This is a genomic window from Micromonospora coriariae, from assembly GCF_900091455.1.
GTDB classification, from domain to species: domain Bacteria; phylum Actinomycetota; class Actinomycetes; order Mycobacteriales; family Micromonosporaceae; genus Micromonospora; species Micromonospora coriariae.
Genome location: NZ_LT607412.1, coordinates 3,299,062 through 3,313,288, shown reverse-complemented (window position 1 = coordinate 3,313,288; position 14,227 = coordinate 3,299,062). Strand labels below are relative to the sequence as shown.

Genomic DNA, 14,227 nt, shown 5'->3' with positions numbered 1-14,227 from the left:
CGTATGCCGGCGGCCGGATAGGCTGCCGTCCTGATGAGCGCCACGATGATCGTCAAGGACCTGGCCGCCGGGCACGGTGACCGCCCGCTCTTCGCCGGATTGGACCTGGTCGTCGCCCCCGGCGACGTGGTCGGCCTGGTCGGGCCGAACGGCGCCGGCAAGTCGACGCTGCTGCGTACCCTCGCCGGGTTGCTGCCGGTGGAGGCTGGCAGCGTCCGACTGAGCCCGCCCACCGCGACAGTCGGGCACCTGCCGCAGGAGCCGGAACGGCGGCCGGGCGAGACGGTGCGCGACTTCCTGGCCCGGCGGACCGGGGTGACCGCCGCGCAGGCCGCGCTGGACGTGGCGACCGAGGCGCTGACCGCCGGTGCCGCGGGCGCCGACGACGCGTACGCCGACGCGCTGGAGCGCTGGCTCGCCCTCGGCGGTGCGGACCTGGACGAGCGCGCCGAGCAGGTGAGCGCCGACCTGGGGCTCGCGGTCGACCTGGACCACCCGACGACCGGGCTCTCCGGCGGTCAGGCCGCCCGGGCCGGGCTGGCCTCGCTGCTGCTCAGCCGGTACGACGTGTTCCTGCTCGACGAGCCGACCAACGACCTGGACCTGGCCGGGCTGGAGCGGTTGGAGGAGTTCGTTACCGGGCTGCGGGCCGGCACGGTGCTGGTCAGCCACGACCGGGAGTTCCTCACCCGCACGGTGACCCGGGTGCTGGAGCTGGACCTGCCGCAGCAGCAGGTGCACCACTACGGCGGCGGTTACGCGGCCTACCTGGAGGAGCGCGAGGTGGCCCGCCGGCACGCCCGCGCCGACTTCGAGGAGTACGCCGACACCAAGGCTGGCCTGGAGGCGCGGGCCCGCACCCAGCGGGGGTGGATGGAGAAGGGTGTGAAGAACGCCCGACGCAAGGCCACCGACAACGACAAGATCGGTCGGAAGTTCCGGAGTGAGTCGAGCGAGAAGCAGGCCGCCAAGGCCAAGCAGACCGAGCGGCTGATCGAACGGCTCGACGTGGTCGAGGAGCCCCGCAAGGAGTGGGAGCTGCGGATGGAGATCGCCGCCGCGCCCCGCGCCGGCGCCGTCGTGGCCACGCTGCGCGGCGCGGTGGTACGCCGGGGCGGGTTCACCCTCGGCCCGATCGACCTCCAGATCGACTGGGCGGACCGGGTCGCGGTGACCGGGGCGAACGGCTCGGGCAAGTCCACCCTGCTGGCCGCGTTGCTCGGTCGGCTGCCGCTGGACGCCGGCACCGCCTCGCTCGGGCCCGGGGTGGTGGTCGGCGAGGTGGACCAGGCCCGAGGGCTGTTCCTCGGCGACGCGCCGCTGATCGACGCGTTCCAGGCGGCCGTACCGGAGATGTCGCCGGCGGACGCGCGGACCCTGCTGGCCAAGTTCGGGCTGCGCGCGGCGCACGTGCCACGGCCGGCGGCCACCCTCTCCCCCGGCGAGCGGACGCGGGCGGCGCTCGCCCTGCTTCAGGGGCGCGGGGTCAACCTGCTGGTGCTCGACGAGCCCACCAACCACCTGGACCTGCCGGCCATCGAGCAGCTCGAATCGGCCCTGGCCAGCTACCCGGGCACGCTGCTGCTGGTCACCCACGACCGGCGGATGCTGGCCGCCATCGAGACGAACCGCCGGCTACGCGTCGATGCCGGGCGGATCGCCGAGGATTGATCCGTGCCGACTGGCCGCCGCGGGGTGAGAATGACGCCATGCTCAAGTGGGAGTACGCGCTGCTGATCCGGCGTCGCCAGGCGGCGACCAACGATCTGGGCTGGGAGGTCGTCTTCGTCTGGTACGGCCCCGAAGGCTCGATGGTCGACGTGACGCCGTACGGCGACACGGCGCTGGCCCACCTGAACCGGGCCGGCGACCAGGGCTGGGAACTGGTCGCGATGAGCGAGGACCCGTCCCTGCCGGGCAACAACGAGTTGCACCGCTATCACCTCAAGCGACCGAAGCCGGCCGCCCCGCCTCCCCGCCAGCGGATGCGTGGCGCCGGCCGGCCGGGCCGCCGTACCCTCTCCGGCTGACCTCCCGGCCCCGGGCGAACCGGCTCCCGACACGCCGACCGACGCTCGAGAGACCCGCCGAGTCAGTCGACGGGCGTGGCATACCGAGCGCGGATGCGGGTAACGCGCGGCGGGAGGTGGCCCGAATGGTCGCTTTGGCGCAGACTCCGCCCTCGGCCGACCGGCTGCGGGCGTTCGACGAGTTCCTCGCACAGGCGTGGGCGGACCAGGTCCGGCACGACGACCGGCTGCGGGGCCTGGCGGTCGAGGTGCGGTTCGACCGGGGTGTCGCCCACCTGAGCGGGGAGGTGACCGAGCCGGGCGAGCTGCGGCTGGTCCGGGACCTGGTGGGGCGGCTGGCCGGTGTCTACGGCGTGTGGTGCCGGGTGAGCGTCGACGGGCGTGATCCGGTGGTGGTGGACCTCGGCTGCGGACCGACCAAGCAGTGGCAGGGCAACCTGGGGCTGGACATCTTCCCGGCCCCGGGGGTGGACGCGGTGGCGGACCTCTCCGGTTCGCTGCCGCTGGCCGACAACTCGGTGGACGTCCTGTTCGCGGTGCACATCCTGGAACACCTGATCGACTTCCTGCCGCTGGTGGACGAGTGCCACCGGGTGCTCCGCCCGGGCGGTGTGCTGCACGTGATGAGCCCCTGGTGGGGGCATGTGAACGCGGTCGCGGACCCGACCCACGTACGGCTGATGGACGTGCAGACGTTCAAGGGGATCTGCCAACTCCGGCCGCCCGGCACCCCGCGCTGGTACCCACTGCACGCCGGCTGCGACGGCGCCTCCATCTTCGCCGACCTCACCCCGCTACCCCCCGACACCGACCCCGCACCCAAGTCCCACCTGGCCCGCTTCTTCGACTAACCCCACCCCACCCCCAAGACTCCGTTGATCATGAAGTTATTGCGGCGACACGCCGGCAGCGAGGGCAATAACTTCATGATCAACGCGAGGAGGCCCGGCCGGGAGGCCGAGCGGGCCGGGCAGGCCCGGGAGGCCTTAGGGGAGTTGGGTTGATTCGCGGAGTTCTAGGCGGTAGGGGGCGGAGAGTTCGCGGGCGGGGGCCGTGCGGTCGCCGTCGAGGCGTTCGGCGAGCAGTTCGACGGCGAGCCGGGCGATCTGCGCCTTGTCCGGGGCGACGGTGGTCAGCGTGGGGATCGAGAACCGGCCGTCCTCGATGTCGTCGAAGCCGACGACCGCCACGTCCTCGGGCACCCGCAGGCCGGCCTCGTGCAGGGCGCGCAGGGCACCCAGGGCGAGCGTGTCGTTGAAGCAGAAGACGGCGTCGGGGCGTACTCCGGAGGTGAGCAGGCCGCGCATGGCGGCCGCGCCGTCCGCGCGGTGCCAGGCCGGCGCGGGCGCCACCAGGGCCTCGTCGTAGTCCAGGCCTGCGGCGCGCAGCGCGTCGGTGTAGCCGGTCAGGCGCAGTCGGGCGCTGGCGCCCTCCGGGGTGCGCTGCGAGCCGATGGCGGCGATCCGACGCCGGCCGAGCCCGATCAGGTGGCTGGTGATCTCCCGGGCCGCGCCCACGTTGTCGATCACCACGTGATCGGCGGGGCCGTGGTCGACGCGCTCGCCGAGCAGCACCATCGGCCTGTTGTCCAGGCCGGCCAGGTCCTCCGCGGTGAGCGCCAACGGGCTGAAGATCAGCCCGTCGATCAGGTGGTCGGTGATGCCGGAGGCGACCACCCGTTCCTGCTCGCGCCCACCGCCGGTCTGGTCGATCAGCACCGTCCAGCCGAAGTCGGCGGCCGCGGTGACCACGTAGCGGGCCAGTTCGGCGAAGTACGGGATGTCCAGTTCCGGCACCGCCAGCGCGATCACGCCGGTGCGCCCCTTGCGCAGGTGGCGGGCGGAGAGGTTGGGCCGGTAGTTCAGCTCGGCGATCGCCTCTTCGACCCGGGCCCGGGTGTCCGGCCGGACGTGTACGTAGCCGTTGACCACGTTGGAGACCGTCTTCACCGACACGCCGGCCCGTTCGGCCACATCCTTGAGCCTGTGTCGCACTCTGCAACCTCCCCGATGTAACACTCCGCACCCTACCCCGTCACCAGCCCTTTACAACGTTGCCTACAACGTTGTAGAAAGCAGGGAGGCCGGGTGGACGGTGACTGCGGTCACCCGGCGCCGGCAATGAGGAAAGGTGGCACCCCTTGCGCACCGCGCAGCTGACGATCGACCCAGCCTTCGCGATCGGCCCCGCCGACCGACGTCTCTTCGGCTCCTTCGTCGAGCACATGGGGCGATGCGTCTACGGCGGTGTCTACGAGCCGGGCCACCCCAGCGCCGACTCGCGCGGCCTGCGCGGCGACGTGCTGGAGCTGACCCGGGAGCTGGGCGTCTCGGTGGTCCGCTACCCGGGCGGCAACTTCGTTTCCGGCTACCGCTGGCAGGACGGGGTGGGCCCGGTCGGCGACCGGCCGCGCCGGCTCGACCTGGCCTGGAAGACGATCGAGACGAACGCTTTCGGGCTGGACGAGTTCATGACCTGGGCCGCCGAAGCCGGTGTCGAGCCGATGATGGCCGTGAACCTCGGCACCCGTGGCGTGCAGGAGGCGCTGGACCTGCTGGAGTACGCCAACCACCCGGGCGGCACGCAGCTCTCCGACCTGCGGCGCAAGCACGGCGCGGAGGATCCGTACGGGGTGCGGCTGTGGTGCCTGGGCAACGAGATGGACGGCCCGTGGCAGGTCGGCCACAAGACCGCCGACGAGTACGGCCGGCTCGCCGCCGAGGCCGCCAGGGCGATGAAGATGATCGACCCGTCGATCAGTCTGATCGCCTGCGGCAGCTCCAACCGGCGGATGCCCACGTTCGCCTCCTGGGAGGCGACCGTGCTGGAGCACACCTACGAGCACGTCGACTACATCTCGGCGCACACCTACTACGACCCGTCCGACGGCGACCGGGCGAGCATCCTGGCCTCAGCCGTCGACATGGACAACTTCATCACCGAGGTGGTCGCGACCGCCGACCACGTGGCCGCCAAGCAGCGGCACAAGCGCAAGCTGAAGATCTCGTTCGACGAGTGGAACGTCTGGTACGAGTCCCGCCTCCAGGCCGACCTGGACCGGCGCGGCTGGGTCGAGGCCCCGGCGCTGATCGAGGACGACTTCACAGCTGTCGACGCGGTGGTCGTCGGCGACCTGCTGATCACCCTGCTCCGGCACGCCGACCGGGTCGGGGTGGCCGCCCAGGCCCAGCTGGCCAACGTGATCGCGCCGATCCGCACCCGCAACGGCGGCCCGGCCTGGCGGCAGAGCATCTTCCACCCGTTCGCGCTGACCGCCCGGTACGCCCGCGGCACCGTGCTGCGCACCGAGCCGGTGTCGCCGCGCTACGACACGAAGAAGTACGGGGACGTGCCGGTGCTCGACACCGTCGCCGTGCACGACGAGGAGACCGGCGAGCTGAGCGTCTTCGCGGTCAACCGCGGCGAGGAGGACCTGCCGTTGGAGATTGACCTGCGTGGTCTGCCGGGGATGTCCGGTCTGTCATTCGTCAGCCTCGCTGCCGGGTCTGACCCATCGGCGATCAACACCGAGGCCGAGCCCGACCGGGTGACGCCCCGGGAACTGCCCACCCCCACCCCCGACGGCGGCCGGTGCACTGTGCGCCTGCCCGCCGTGTCCTGGAGCGTGCTGCGCTTCGGCCCAGCCAACGCCTGAGGTCGCACCGAGTTTGACCAGGCACAATTCATCCCGTCCCCCCTTCAAGGAGATACCAGCATGATCCAGAACGACATGAGTCGGCGTCGCCTGCTCGGCCTCGGTCTCGGACTCGGTGCCGCTGCCTCGCTGACCCTCGCCGGCTGCGGCGGCGGTGACAGCAGCTCCGGTCCGGCAGCCGGCAACGGCGGCAAGGAGTACACCGGTCCCAAGGTCGACCTGAAGCTGTGGAACGGCTTCACCGGCGGCGACGGCGACATCTTCAAGGCGCTGGTGAACCAGTTCAACACCGAGCACAAGAACATCGCCGTGTCGGTCGCCACGTACCAGTGGGAGGACTACTACAACAAGCTCCCCGGTGCGGCCTCCAGCGGCAACGGCCCGGACATCGCGGTCATGCACATGGACCAGCTCGCCACCTTCGCCGCCCGTGGCGTGATCACCGAGCTGGACGACGTGGCCAAGAACCTGGAGCTCGCCGAGGGCGACTTCGCCCCCACGGTGTGGAAGGGCGGGCTCTACAACAACAAGCGGTACGGCATCCCGCTGGACATGCACCCGCTGGGCTTCTACTACAACAAGGCCGTCATGCAGAAGGCCGGCCTGGACCCGAACAAGCCGCCGACGACCAAGGACGAGTACGTCGCGGCGCTGGGCGAGCTGAAGAAGGCCGGCGTGCAGGGCTTCTGGGTCAGCCCGTTCCAGTTCACCGGCGGCATGACCTTCTACTCCCTGCTCAACCAGTGGGGCGCCACGCTCTTCGACGCCGACGTGGCCAAGGCCACCTTCAACTCCGACCCGGCCGTCGAGGCGTGCACCTGGCTGGTCGACATGATCAAGCAGGGCTACTCGCCGGCCAACGTCGGCCAGGACGCCGACTACCTGGCGTTCAAGAGCGGCAAGAACGCCTTCACCTGGAACGGCATCTGGCAGATCAACGATCTGAAGAAGAGCCCGGAGGTGCAGTGGGGTGTCGCCCCGCTGCCCCAGATCGGCAGCAAGCCGGCGGCCTGGGCCAACTCGCACAACTTCACAATCGTGAAGCAGCGGGCCAACGACGCCAACAAGGTCTCCGGCGCGAAGGTCTTCATCAACTGGCTGAGCGAGCACTCGCTGGACTGGGCCAAGGGCGGCCAGGTGCCGGCCCGCAAGGAGGTCCGCGAGGGCGCCGAGTTCAAGGCGCTGCCGGAGATCTCGTCGCTCGCCCCCGAGCTGGAGTACGCGGCCTTCCCGCCCGCGGCCCCGGGGCTCGGCGAGGTCATGACGACCTTCTACAACTCGTTCAACGAGGCCGCGCTGGGCAAGAAGTCGCCCAAGCAGGCGCTGGACGACGGGGTGGCCAAGGCCAACAAGCAGCTCGAGGACAACCGCAAGAAGTACGGGAGCTGATAGCTCGTGGCGGACGTGATCGAGGTCGGGGCGGCGCGCGGTGACGCGCCGCCCCCGGCGGCCAACGCAGCCCGCCGGGGCGCCTCGGCGGGCCGGACCGGACGGGCGACGCCATACCTGTTCCTCGCCCCCTACCTGGTCCTGTTCGGGGTCTTCGGCCTGCTGCCGATCGTCCTCGGCCTCTGGCTCAGCGTGCACCAGTGGGACTTCCAGCTGCCCAACCGGCCGTTCATCGGGTTGGACAACTACAAGGACCTGATCTCCAGCGACTCCGCCATCTACGGCGACTGGTGGGAGAGCGTCCGGGCCACAGCGATCTTCACGGTGCTGTCGGTGCCGCTGCTGGTGGTCGTACCGCTCGGGCTGGCGCTGCTGCTGAACCGCTCCTTCCCGGGTCGGACCTTCTTCCGGGCGATCTACTTCGCGCCGTACGTGCTGGGCGTGGCGGTGATCGGCCTGCTCTGGCGGTTCCTGCTCGACGCCAACCTGGGCCTGGTCAACCGGCTCGCCGGAGCCGTCGGGCTGCCCGCGGACACCCCCTGGGTGACCAACATGCCCTGGGCGTGGATCTCGCTGGTCGGTGTCACCGTCTGGTGGACCTCCGGCTTCAACGCGGTGATCTACCTGGCCGGTCTGCAGGACATCTCGCCGGAGCTGTACGAGGCCGCCCGCATGGACGGCGCCAACGCCTGGCAGCGCTTCCGGAACGTCACCCTGCCCGGCTTGCGCCCGGTGCTGCTCTTCGTGATCACCACGACCGTGCTCGCCTCGGCGAACATGTTCGGTCAGTCGTTCCTGATCACCCAGGGGGCGCCCGGCACGGAGACCCGAACGGTGGTCTGGTTCATCGTCGAGGAGGGCCTGCGGGACAACGACGCCGGTCGCGCCGCCGCAATGAGCATCGTCTTCGCTCTGATGCTGGCGGTCGTGAGCATCGCCAACTTCCGTCTCTTCCGCTACAAGGAAGACTGAGGGGACCGCCATGACGACGCCCACGCGGACCACCCGCGGTTCCGCGACCGCGAGCCGGGTCGTGCTCTACGCCACCCTCGTGGCGCTGACCCTGATCTTCCTGACCCCGCTGGTGTGGATGGTCATCACCTCACTGAAGACCTACACCGCCGCCCAGCAGATCCCGCCGAGCTGGCTACCGAACCCGCTCGCCGGCTACGGCTACGACCAGATCGTGAACAATTCGGCGAACCCGGTGCTGCGCTGGTTCCTCAACAGCATGCTGGCCGCCACCCTGCACTCGCTGCTGGTGCTGGTGACCGCCTCGATGGCCGCGTACTCGCTGGCGCGGCTCAAGTTCCGGGGGCGCGGGGTGAGCTTCGCGCTGATCGTCGGGACGCTGTTCATCCCGCCGACGTCGCTGATCATCCCGAACTTCCTGATCGTCGACCAGCTGAACTGGATCGACACCCTCGCCGTGGTGGTGGTGCCGGGCGCGGCCAGCGCGTTCGGGGTGTTCTTCCTGCGGCAGTTCTTCCTCTCGCTCCCGAACGAGCTGGAGGAGGCCGCCACGCTGGACGGCGCCAACCAGTGGCAGATCTTCTTCCGGGTGGTGCTGCCGTTGTCCAAGCCGGCGCTGGCCACCCTGGCCGTGCTGTCGTTCCTCACCAACTGGAACGACTTCCTCTGGCCGATCTTCGTGCTGTTCAGCCCGGAGAAGCTCACCCTGCCGCCGGGCCTGGGCCTGCTCCAGGGCTCGTACGTCACCGACTACCCGGTGATCATGGCGGGTGCGGTGCTGGCCAGCCTGCCGGTGCTGATCCTCTTCGTGCTGGCCCAACGGCACATCATCCAGGGCGTCTCCCGCAGCGGTCTGAAGGGATGACGCGCACAACCACGCGGCGACGCGGCGCGGCGGCGATCATCATCGCCGCCGCGTTGCTCGTCGCGGGCTGCACCGACGGCAGCGAACCCACACCCACGAGCAGCGGGAGCGACCCGAGCATGTTCACCAACCCGGTCGTACGCACCGACGCCCCCGACCCGCAGGCGATCCAGGTGGGCGACACCTGGTATCTGTTCCACACCAACTCCGGTGGCCGGAACGTCCCGGTGCTGACCTCCACGAACCTGGTCGACTGGACCGAGGCCGGGGACGCCCTGCCGACGCTGCCGGACTGGGCGGACGCCGGAAAGACCTGGGCGCCGGAGGCGATCCAGCTGGCGCCGGAGAAGTTCCTGCTCTACTACACCGTCGCCGGCCGGGGGTCCGGGCGACAGTGCGTCGGGCGGGCGGTGGCCAGCGCGCCGCAGGGGCCGTACCGGGACGACTCGGCCGGTCCGCTGATCTGCCAGGCGGAGCTGGGCGGGGCGATCGACGCCAGCCCGTTCCGGGACACCGACGGCAGCCTCTGGCTGCTGTGGAAGAACGACGGCAACGCGATCGGGGTGGACACCTGGCTCTGGTCACAGCGTCTCGCCGAGGACGGCCTGACGCTGGTCGGTGAGCCGACGAAGCTGCTCAAGCAGACCGAGCCGTGGGAGGGCACCCTCATCGAGGGGCCGTTCTTCCACCGCCAGGACGGTCGCCTGTACCTCTTCTTCGCCGCGAACGCCTACGACCGGGCCGAGTACGCCGAGGGCTACGCGGTCTGCGAGAGCCCGACCGGCCCGTGTGTGAAGGCCGCCGAGAACCCGATCCTGAAGACCAACGAGGCCGCCTCCGGCCCCGGGCACGCCTCGATGGTGGTCAAGGACGGCCGGACCTGGCTGCTGTACCACGCCTGGCCGCCCGGCCAGGAGGGCAGCGTCGACCCCGGCCGCCAGACCTGGCTGGACGAGGTGACCTGGGTCGACGGCAAACCGGTCGTCAAGGGCCCGACGGGCGAACCCCAGGCCCGTCCCTGAGGTGTTAGGAGGGGCCCCTTGCAATCGCTACGCGATTGCAAGGGGCCCCTCCTAACGTTTGGGCTCAGCTGCCGGCGGCCGGCTCGCGGGGGGTCGGGGCGACGGCGGGCTCGTGCCGGGCCAGGCGGTTGCGGCGGTAGCCGTAGCCGAAGTAGATCAGCCCGCCGAGCAGCATCCAGGCCAGGAACCGCAGCCAGGTCTCCACCGACAGGTTGAGCATCAGGTAGAAGCAGGCCAGCGCCGAGACGATCGGCAGCACCGGGGAGAACGGCACCCGGAACGGCCGCTCCAGGTCTGGACGCTTGCGGCGCAGGATCGGCACCGCGACCGAGACCAGCACGAACGCGCACAGCGCACCGATGCTGACCAGGTCGGCCAGGGCCGAGAGCGGCAGGAGGCCGGCAAGCAGCGCGACCGCGACCGTCATGATCGCCGAAATCCGGTACGGGGTACCCCAGCGCGGGTGCACAGCCGCGATCGACGGCGGGACCAGCCCGTCCCGGGCGATGGCGAAGCCGATCCGACCCATCGCCACCAGGTCGACCAGGATGACGCTGGTCAGGCCGGCGACGGCGGCGATGGAGACCAGCACGGCCGCCCAGCCGGCGCCGACCGCCTCGAAGGCCGACGCGATCGGGGCACCGCTGTCGATCTCGGTGTACGGCACCATGCCGACCACCACCAGCGAGACGCCGATGTAGAGCACGGTGGAGATCAACAGAGTGCCGAGGAGGCCGAGCGTGAGGTCCCGGCGTGGCTTGCGGGTCTCCTCACCGAGGTTGGCCACCGCCTCGAAGCCGGTGTACGCGAAGAAGACCACCGCGGCGGCGCTGAGCACCCCGACGAAGCCGAAGACGGAGGGTTCCAGCCCGAAGAGCGCCTGGGTGACCGGCTGCTTGATGCCGTCGTCGCCGCTCCCGGCGGGTTCGGCCGGCGGGATGAACGGGCTGAGGTTGTCGGCCCTGACGAAGAACAGCCCGGCGACCACCACGAAGACGCAGATGGCCACCTTGACCAGCACCAGCAGGTTGGTGATCCGGGCGGACTCCCGGATGCCGACGATCGCCACGACGCCGAGGATCAACACGATCGCGACCGCGCCGACGTTGACCGTGCTGCCCTCCTCGCCGAACCACCGGGTCGGCAGGTCGAGCAGCTCCGCGAGGTAGCCGGACCAGCCACGGGCCACCACGGCCGCGCCGAGCGCGAACTCCAGCAGCAGGTCCCAGCCGATGATCCAGGCGACGATCTCGCCCATCGTGGCGTACGCGTAGGTGTAGGCGCTGCCGGCGGTCGGCACGCTGCTGGCCAGTTCGGCGTAGCAGAGCGCGGCGAGCAGGGCGACCACGCCGGCGATGGCGAAGGAGATCACCACGCCGGGCCCGGCGCTGTCCCGGGCTTCGATCCCGGTGAGCGTGAAGATGCCGGTACCGATCACGATGCCGATGCCGAAGCCGGTGAGGTCGACCGCGCCGAGCCTCCTCTTCAGCCCAGGTCGGCCGTCGGTGCCGTCCGCCCCGCTCTGGGCTATCACGTCCTTGATCGGTTTGGTCCGCAGCACGGACACGCCCTCACCCCTCCCACCGTGCGACCACCACCGTGGCGGCCGGTGACCGGCGTTGCTACCCACCGACGGAAGCTGTCAACCGCGACCACCGCCCTCCACGCCGAGTGCGATCGTCGTCACAATGGGCAACCCGACGATCGACGCGGAACGACCCGATACCCGGCGGGTGAATCGAGCACGTGCGAACCCTTGCGATAACGACCCGAGTGTGAAAATTTCCTTCCAGCGGCAGATAGCCAGCGGCGAATCTTGCCGGGAGTGCCGCGCTGAACACCCGGGAGCCCCAACGAAGGGACACACCGCATGAAGGCAACTCGGCTCGGAGCAGCCGGGCTGGTCGCAGCCCTGCTCGGCACGCTCGTCACCGCCACACCCGCGAGCGCCGCGCCCGACGCGGCCGGCACCGCCACCACCGCCACCTGCAGCACCGACCCGGCCACCCCGAAGCGGCAGTTCCGGGCGATGTGGATCTCGTCGGTGGTCAACATCGACTGGCCCAGCAAGGCATCCCAGACCGACCCGGACCGGGTCGCCGCCCAGCAGGCCGAGTACCGCGGCCTGCTCGACCTCGCCGAGCGGCTGAACCACAACGCGGTCGTGGTGCAGGTCCGCCCGACCGCGGACGCGCTCTGGCCCTCCCCGTACGAGCCCTGGTCGGAGTACCTGACCGGCGTACGCGGCCAGGACCCGGGTTGGGATCCGCTGGCATTCCTGGTCGACGAGGCGCACAAGCGCAACCTGGAGTTCCACGCCTGGTTCAACCCGTACCGCGTCTCCATGCCGGCTCCCGGCGGCGCCGGCGCGGATCTCACCCAGCTCGCCCCCGGCCACCCGGCCCGGCAGCACCCGGACTTGACCTTCGCCTACCCGCCAGCCGGCGTGGCCGGCAGCCGGCTCTACTACAACCCCGGCATCCCGGAGGTCCGCGAGTTCGTGCAGACCGCGATGATGGACGCGGTCAAGCGGTACGACATCGACGGCGTGCACTTCGACGACTACTTCTACCCCTACCCCAGCGGCACCCACCAGGTGCCGGACGACGCGACGTTCGCGGCATACAACCGGGGCTTCACCGACCGGGCGGACTGGCGGCGGGACAACATCAACCTGCTGATCCAGGAGATGAACGGCAAGATCAAGGCGGCGAAGCCGTGGGTGAAGTTCGGGGTCAGCCCGTTCGGCATCTGGCGCAACAAGGCTGCCGACCCGCTCGGCTCGGACACCACCGGCAGCCAGTCGTACGACATCATCTCCGCCGACACCCGTAAGTGGATCAAGCAGGAGTGGATCGACTACGTGGTACCGCAGCTCTACTGGTACATCGGCCAGTACCCGGCGGCGGACTACGCCCGACTGGTGCCATGGTGGGCCGAGACGGTGCGCGGGACCCGCGTCCAGCTCTACATCGGCCAGGCCGACTACAAGAGCGGCGACGCGGCCTACGGGCCGTTCTGGCAGAACCCACGGGAACTGTCCGACCACCTGACGCTCAACCAGGCGTACCCCGAGGTGCAGGGCAACGTGCACTTCTCCGCCGTGCAGGTTCGGGCCAACCGGCTCGGCGCCACCGACATCTACGCCGCCGAGCACTACTCCCGCCCGGCACTGGTGCCGGCGATGCCGCACCTGCCGGCCAAGCCGCTGCTCTTCCCGGTGGTCACCAAGGCCACCCGGAACGCCGACGGAGTACGGCTGACCTGGCGTCAGCCGGCCGACGGCGCGGGGCCGTTCGGCACTGCCACCTCGTACGCGATCTACCGGTTCGACGGCACCACACTGCCCGGTCGGTGCGGCACCGCGGACGCCTCGCACCTGGTCGACACCGTCCGCGCCACGACCGGCGGAGCGCAGTCCTGGGTGGACACCTCGGCCGAGCCCGGCCAGCGGTACACCTACCAGGTGACCGCGCTGGACCGGTCGGCCAACGAGAGCCCGGCCAGCCCGCCGGCCTTCGTTCTGCGCTGACCGTACGGCAGTCGCCGAATGCCCCGGGTGCCACGAGCACCCGGGGCATTCGTCTGTTTCAACGTATGTAACCAATAGTTGGCGAGAGGCATACCGGCGAGTTGATCAGTTGATCGACACTGATCGACATCCGGTAACCCGCCGGTAACTTACCGCCCCACCGCTCACCCCCGCGGAGGTAACCCGTGCCTCGACGTCTCGCCACCCTGCTCGCCTCGGGCGCGCTCGCGCTGCTCGCCACCCTCGCCACCGCCTCCCCCGCCGCCGCCGTCACCCCCGCACAGCGGCTCTCGGTGCTCTCCAGCTGGACCCAGACCAGCGCGAGCAGCTACAACTCCTGGAACAGCGCCCGCGTGAACCGGACGCCCTGGGCCGAGTACAACTTCAACTGGTCCACCGACTACTGCTCGTCGAGCCCCGACAACCCGCTCGGGTTCACCTTCAACCTGGGCTGCTACCGACACGACTTCGGCTACCGCAACTACAAGGCGGTCGGTCAGTTCTCCGCCAACAAGTCCCGACTGGACAGCGCCTTCTACTCGGACCTGAAGCGGGTCTGCGCCACGTACAACGCCGTCGTTCGGCCCGCCTGCTACAGCCTGGCCTGGACCTACTACCAGGCGGTCAGCATCTTCGGTTCGGTGGCGGCCGTCCAGCAGGCCGACATCGACCGCGCCGCCCGCATGAAGGCCAACGCCGAAGCCAAGGCCGCCACCCGCTAAACCCCCACCCCCACCCCACCCCTCGCCCCGTTGATCATGA

The 14,227-nt window shown here is 70.2% G+C and carries 11 protein-coding genes and 1 pseudogene; 10 read left to right on the top strand and 2 right to left on the bottom strand.

Features of this window, described 5'->3' with window-relative positions; genetic code table 11:
* Positions 1–33: 33 nt before the first annotated feature.
* From GA0070607_RS15555 to GA0070607_RS15545, 3 genes and pseudogenes are all read left to right on the top strand, one after another.
* Positions 34–1,671: an ABC-F family ATP-binding cassette domain-containing protein gene (locus tag GA0070607_RS15555; protein WP_089018860.1), complete on the top strand. Its 1,638-nt coding sequence runs from the start codon at positions 34–36 to the stop codon at positions 1,669–1,671.
* A 38-nt stretch (positions 1,672–1,709) separates the two neighbouring features.
* Positions 1,710–1,955, top strand: a pseudogene (locus GA0070607_RS15550) (hypothetical protein); the annotation flags it as partial.
* Between the two features lie 200 nt (positions 1,956–2,155).
* Positions 2,156–2,881, top strand: a complete 726-nt coding sequence (locus tag GA0070607_RS15545) for a methyltransferase domain-containing protein (RefSeq protein ID WP_089018858.1) — start codon at positions 2,156–2,158, stop codon at positions 2,879–2,881.
* 135 nt (positions 2,882–3,016) lie between these two features.
* On the opposite strand, the gene GA0070607_RS15540 is transcribed toward GA0070607_RS15545, so the two are convergent.
* Positions 3,017–4,024, bottom strand: coding sequence for a LacI family DNA-binding transcriptional regulator (locus GA0070607_RS15540; RefSeq protein WP_089018857.1), 1,008 nt, complete (start codon positions 4,022–4,024; stop codon positions 3,017–3,019).
* A gap of 146 nt (positions 4,025–4,170) precedes the next feature.
* Here GA0070607_RS15540 and arfA point away from each other — a divergent pair, with 146 nt between their 5' ends.
* From arfA to GA0070607_RS15515, 5 genes are read left to right on the top strand one after another with little or no spacing between them, the layout of a single operon-like run.
* The gene (arfA, locus tag GA0070607_RS15535) at positions 4,171–5,685 is read left to right on the top strand and encodes an arabinosylfuranosidase ArfA (protein ID WP_089018856.1); all 1,515 of its coding nucleotides are present in this window, start codon (positions 4,171–4,173) and stop codon (positions 5,683–5,685) included.
* A gap of 60 nt (positions 5,686–5,745) precedes the next feature.
* A complete protein-coding gene (locus tag GA0070607_RS15530) occupies positions 5,746–7,074 on the top strand; it encodes an ABC transporter substrate-binding protein (RefSeq protein WP_089018855.1) in 1,329 nt (442 codons plus the stop codon).
* A gap of 6 nt (positions 7,075–7,080) precedes the next feature.
* A complete protein-coding gene (locus tag GA0070607_RS15525; protein WP_089018854.1) occupies positions 7,081–8,046 on the top strand; it encodes a carbohydrate ABC transporter permease in 966 nt (321 codons plus the stop codon).
* 10 nt (positions 8,047–8,056) lie between these two features.
* Positions 8,057–8,911 (top strand): carbohydrate ABC transporter permease, encoded by an 855-nt coding sequence (locus GA0070607_RS15520; protein ID WP_197701267.1) that lies wholly within the window; start codon positions 8,057–8,059, stop codon positions 8,909–8,911.
* Positions 8,908–9,933, top strand: a complete 1,026-nt coding sequence (locus tag GA0070607_RS15515) for a glycoside hydrolase family 43 protein (protein ID WP_089018853.1) — start codon at positions 8,908–8,910, stop codon at positions 9,931–9,933. Before GA0070607_RS15520 ends, GA0070607_RS15515 begins: the two co-directional genes overlap by 4 nt.
* Before the next feature lie 64 nt (positions 9,934–9,997).
* On the opposite strand, the gene GA0070607_RS15510 is transcribed toward GA0070607_RS15515, so the two are convergent.
* On the bottom strand, positions 9,998–11,500 hold the full coding sequence (locus GA0070607_RS15510) for an amino acid permease (protein ID WP_089018852.1): 1,503 nt from the start codon (positions 11,498–11,500) through the stop codon (positions 9,998–10,000).
* 303 nt (positions 11,501–11,803) lie between these two features.
* Here GA0070607_RS15510 and GA0070607_RS15505 point away from each other — a divergent pair, with 303 nt between their 5' ends.
* Together GA0070607_RS15505 and GA0070607_RS15500 are read left to right on the top strand one after the other, a co-directional pair.
* Positions 11,804–13,465, top strand: a complete 1,662-nt coding sequence (locus GA0070607_RS15505; RefSeq protein ID WP_089018851.1) for a glycoside hydrolase family 10 protein — start codon at positions 11,804–11,806, stop codon at positions 13,463–13,465.
* 185 nt (positions 13,466–13,650) lie between these two features.
* Positions 13,651–14,187: a phospholipase gene (locus tag GA0070607_RS15500; RefSeq protein ID WP_089018850.1), complete on the top strand. Its 537-nt coding sequence runs from the start codon at positions 13,651–13,653 to the stop codon at positions 14,185–14,187.
* Positions 14,188–14,227: the final 40 nt, after the last annotated feature.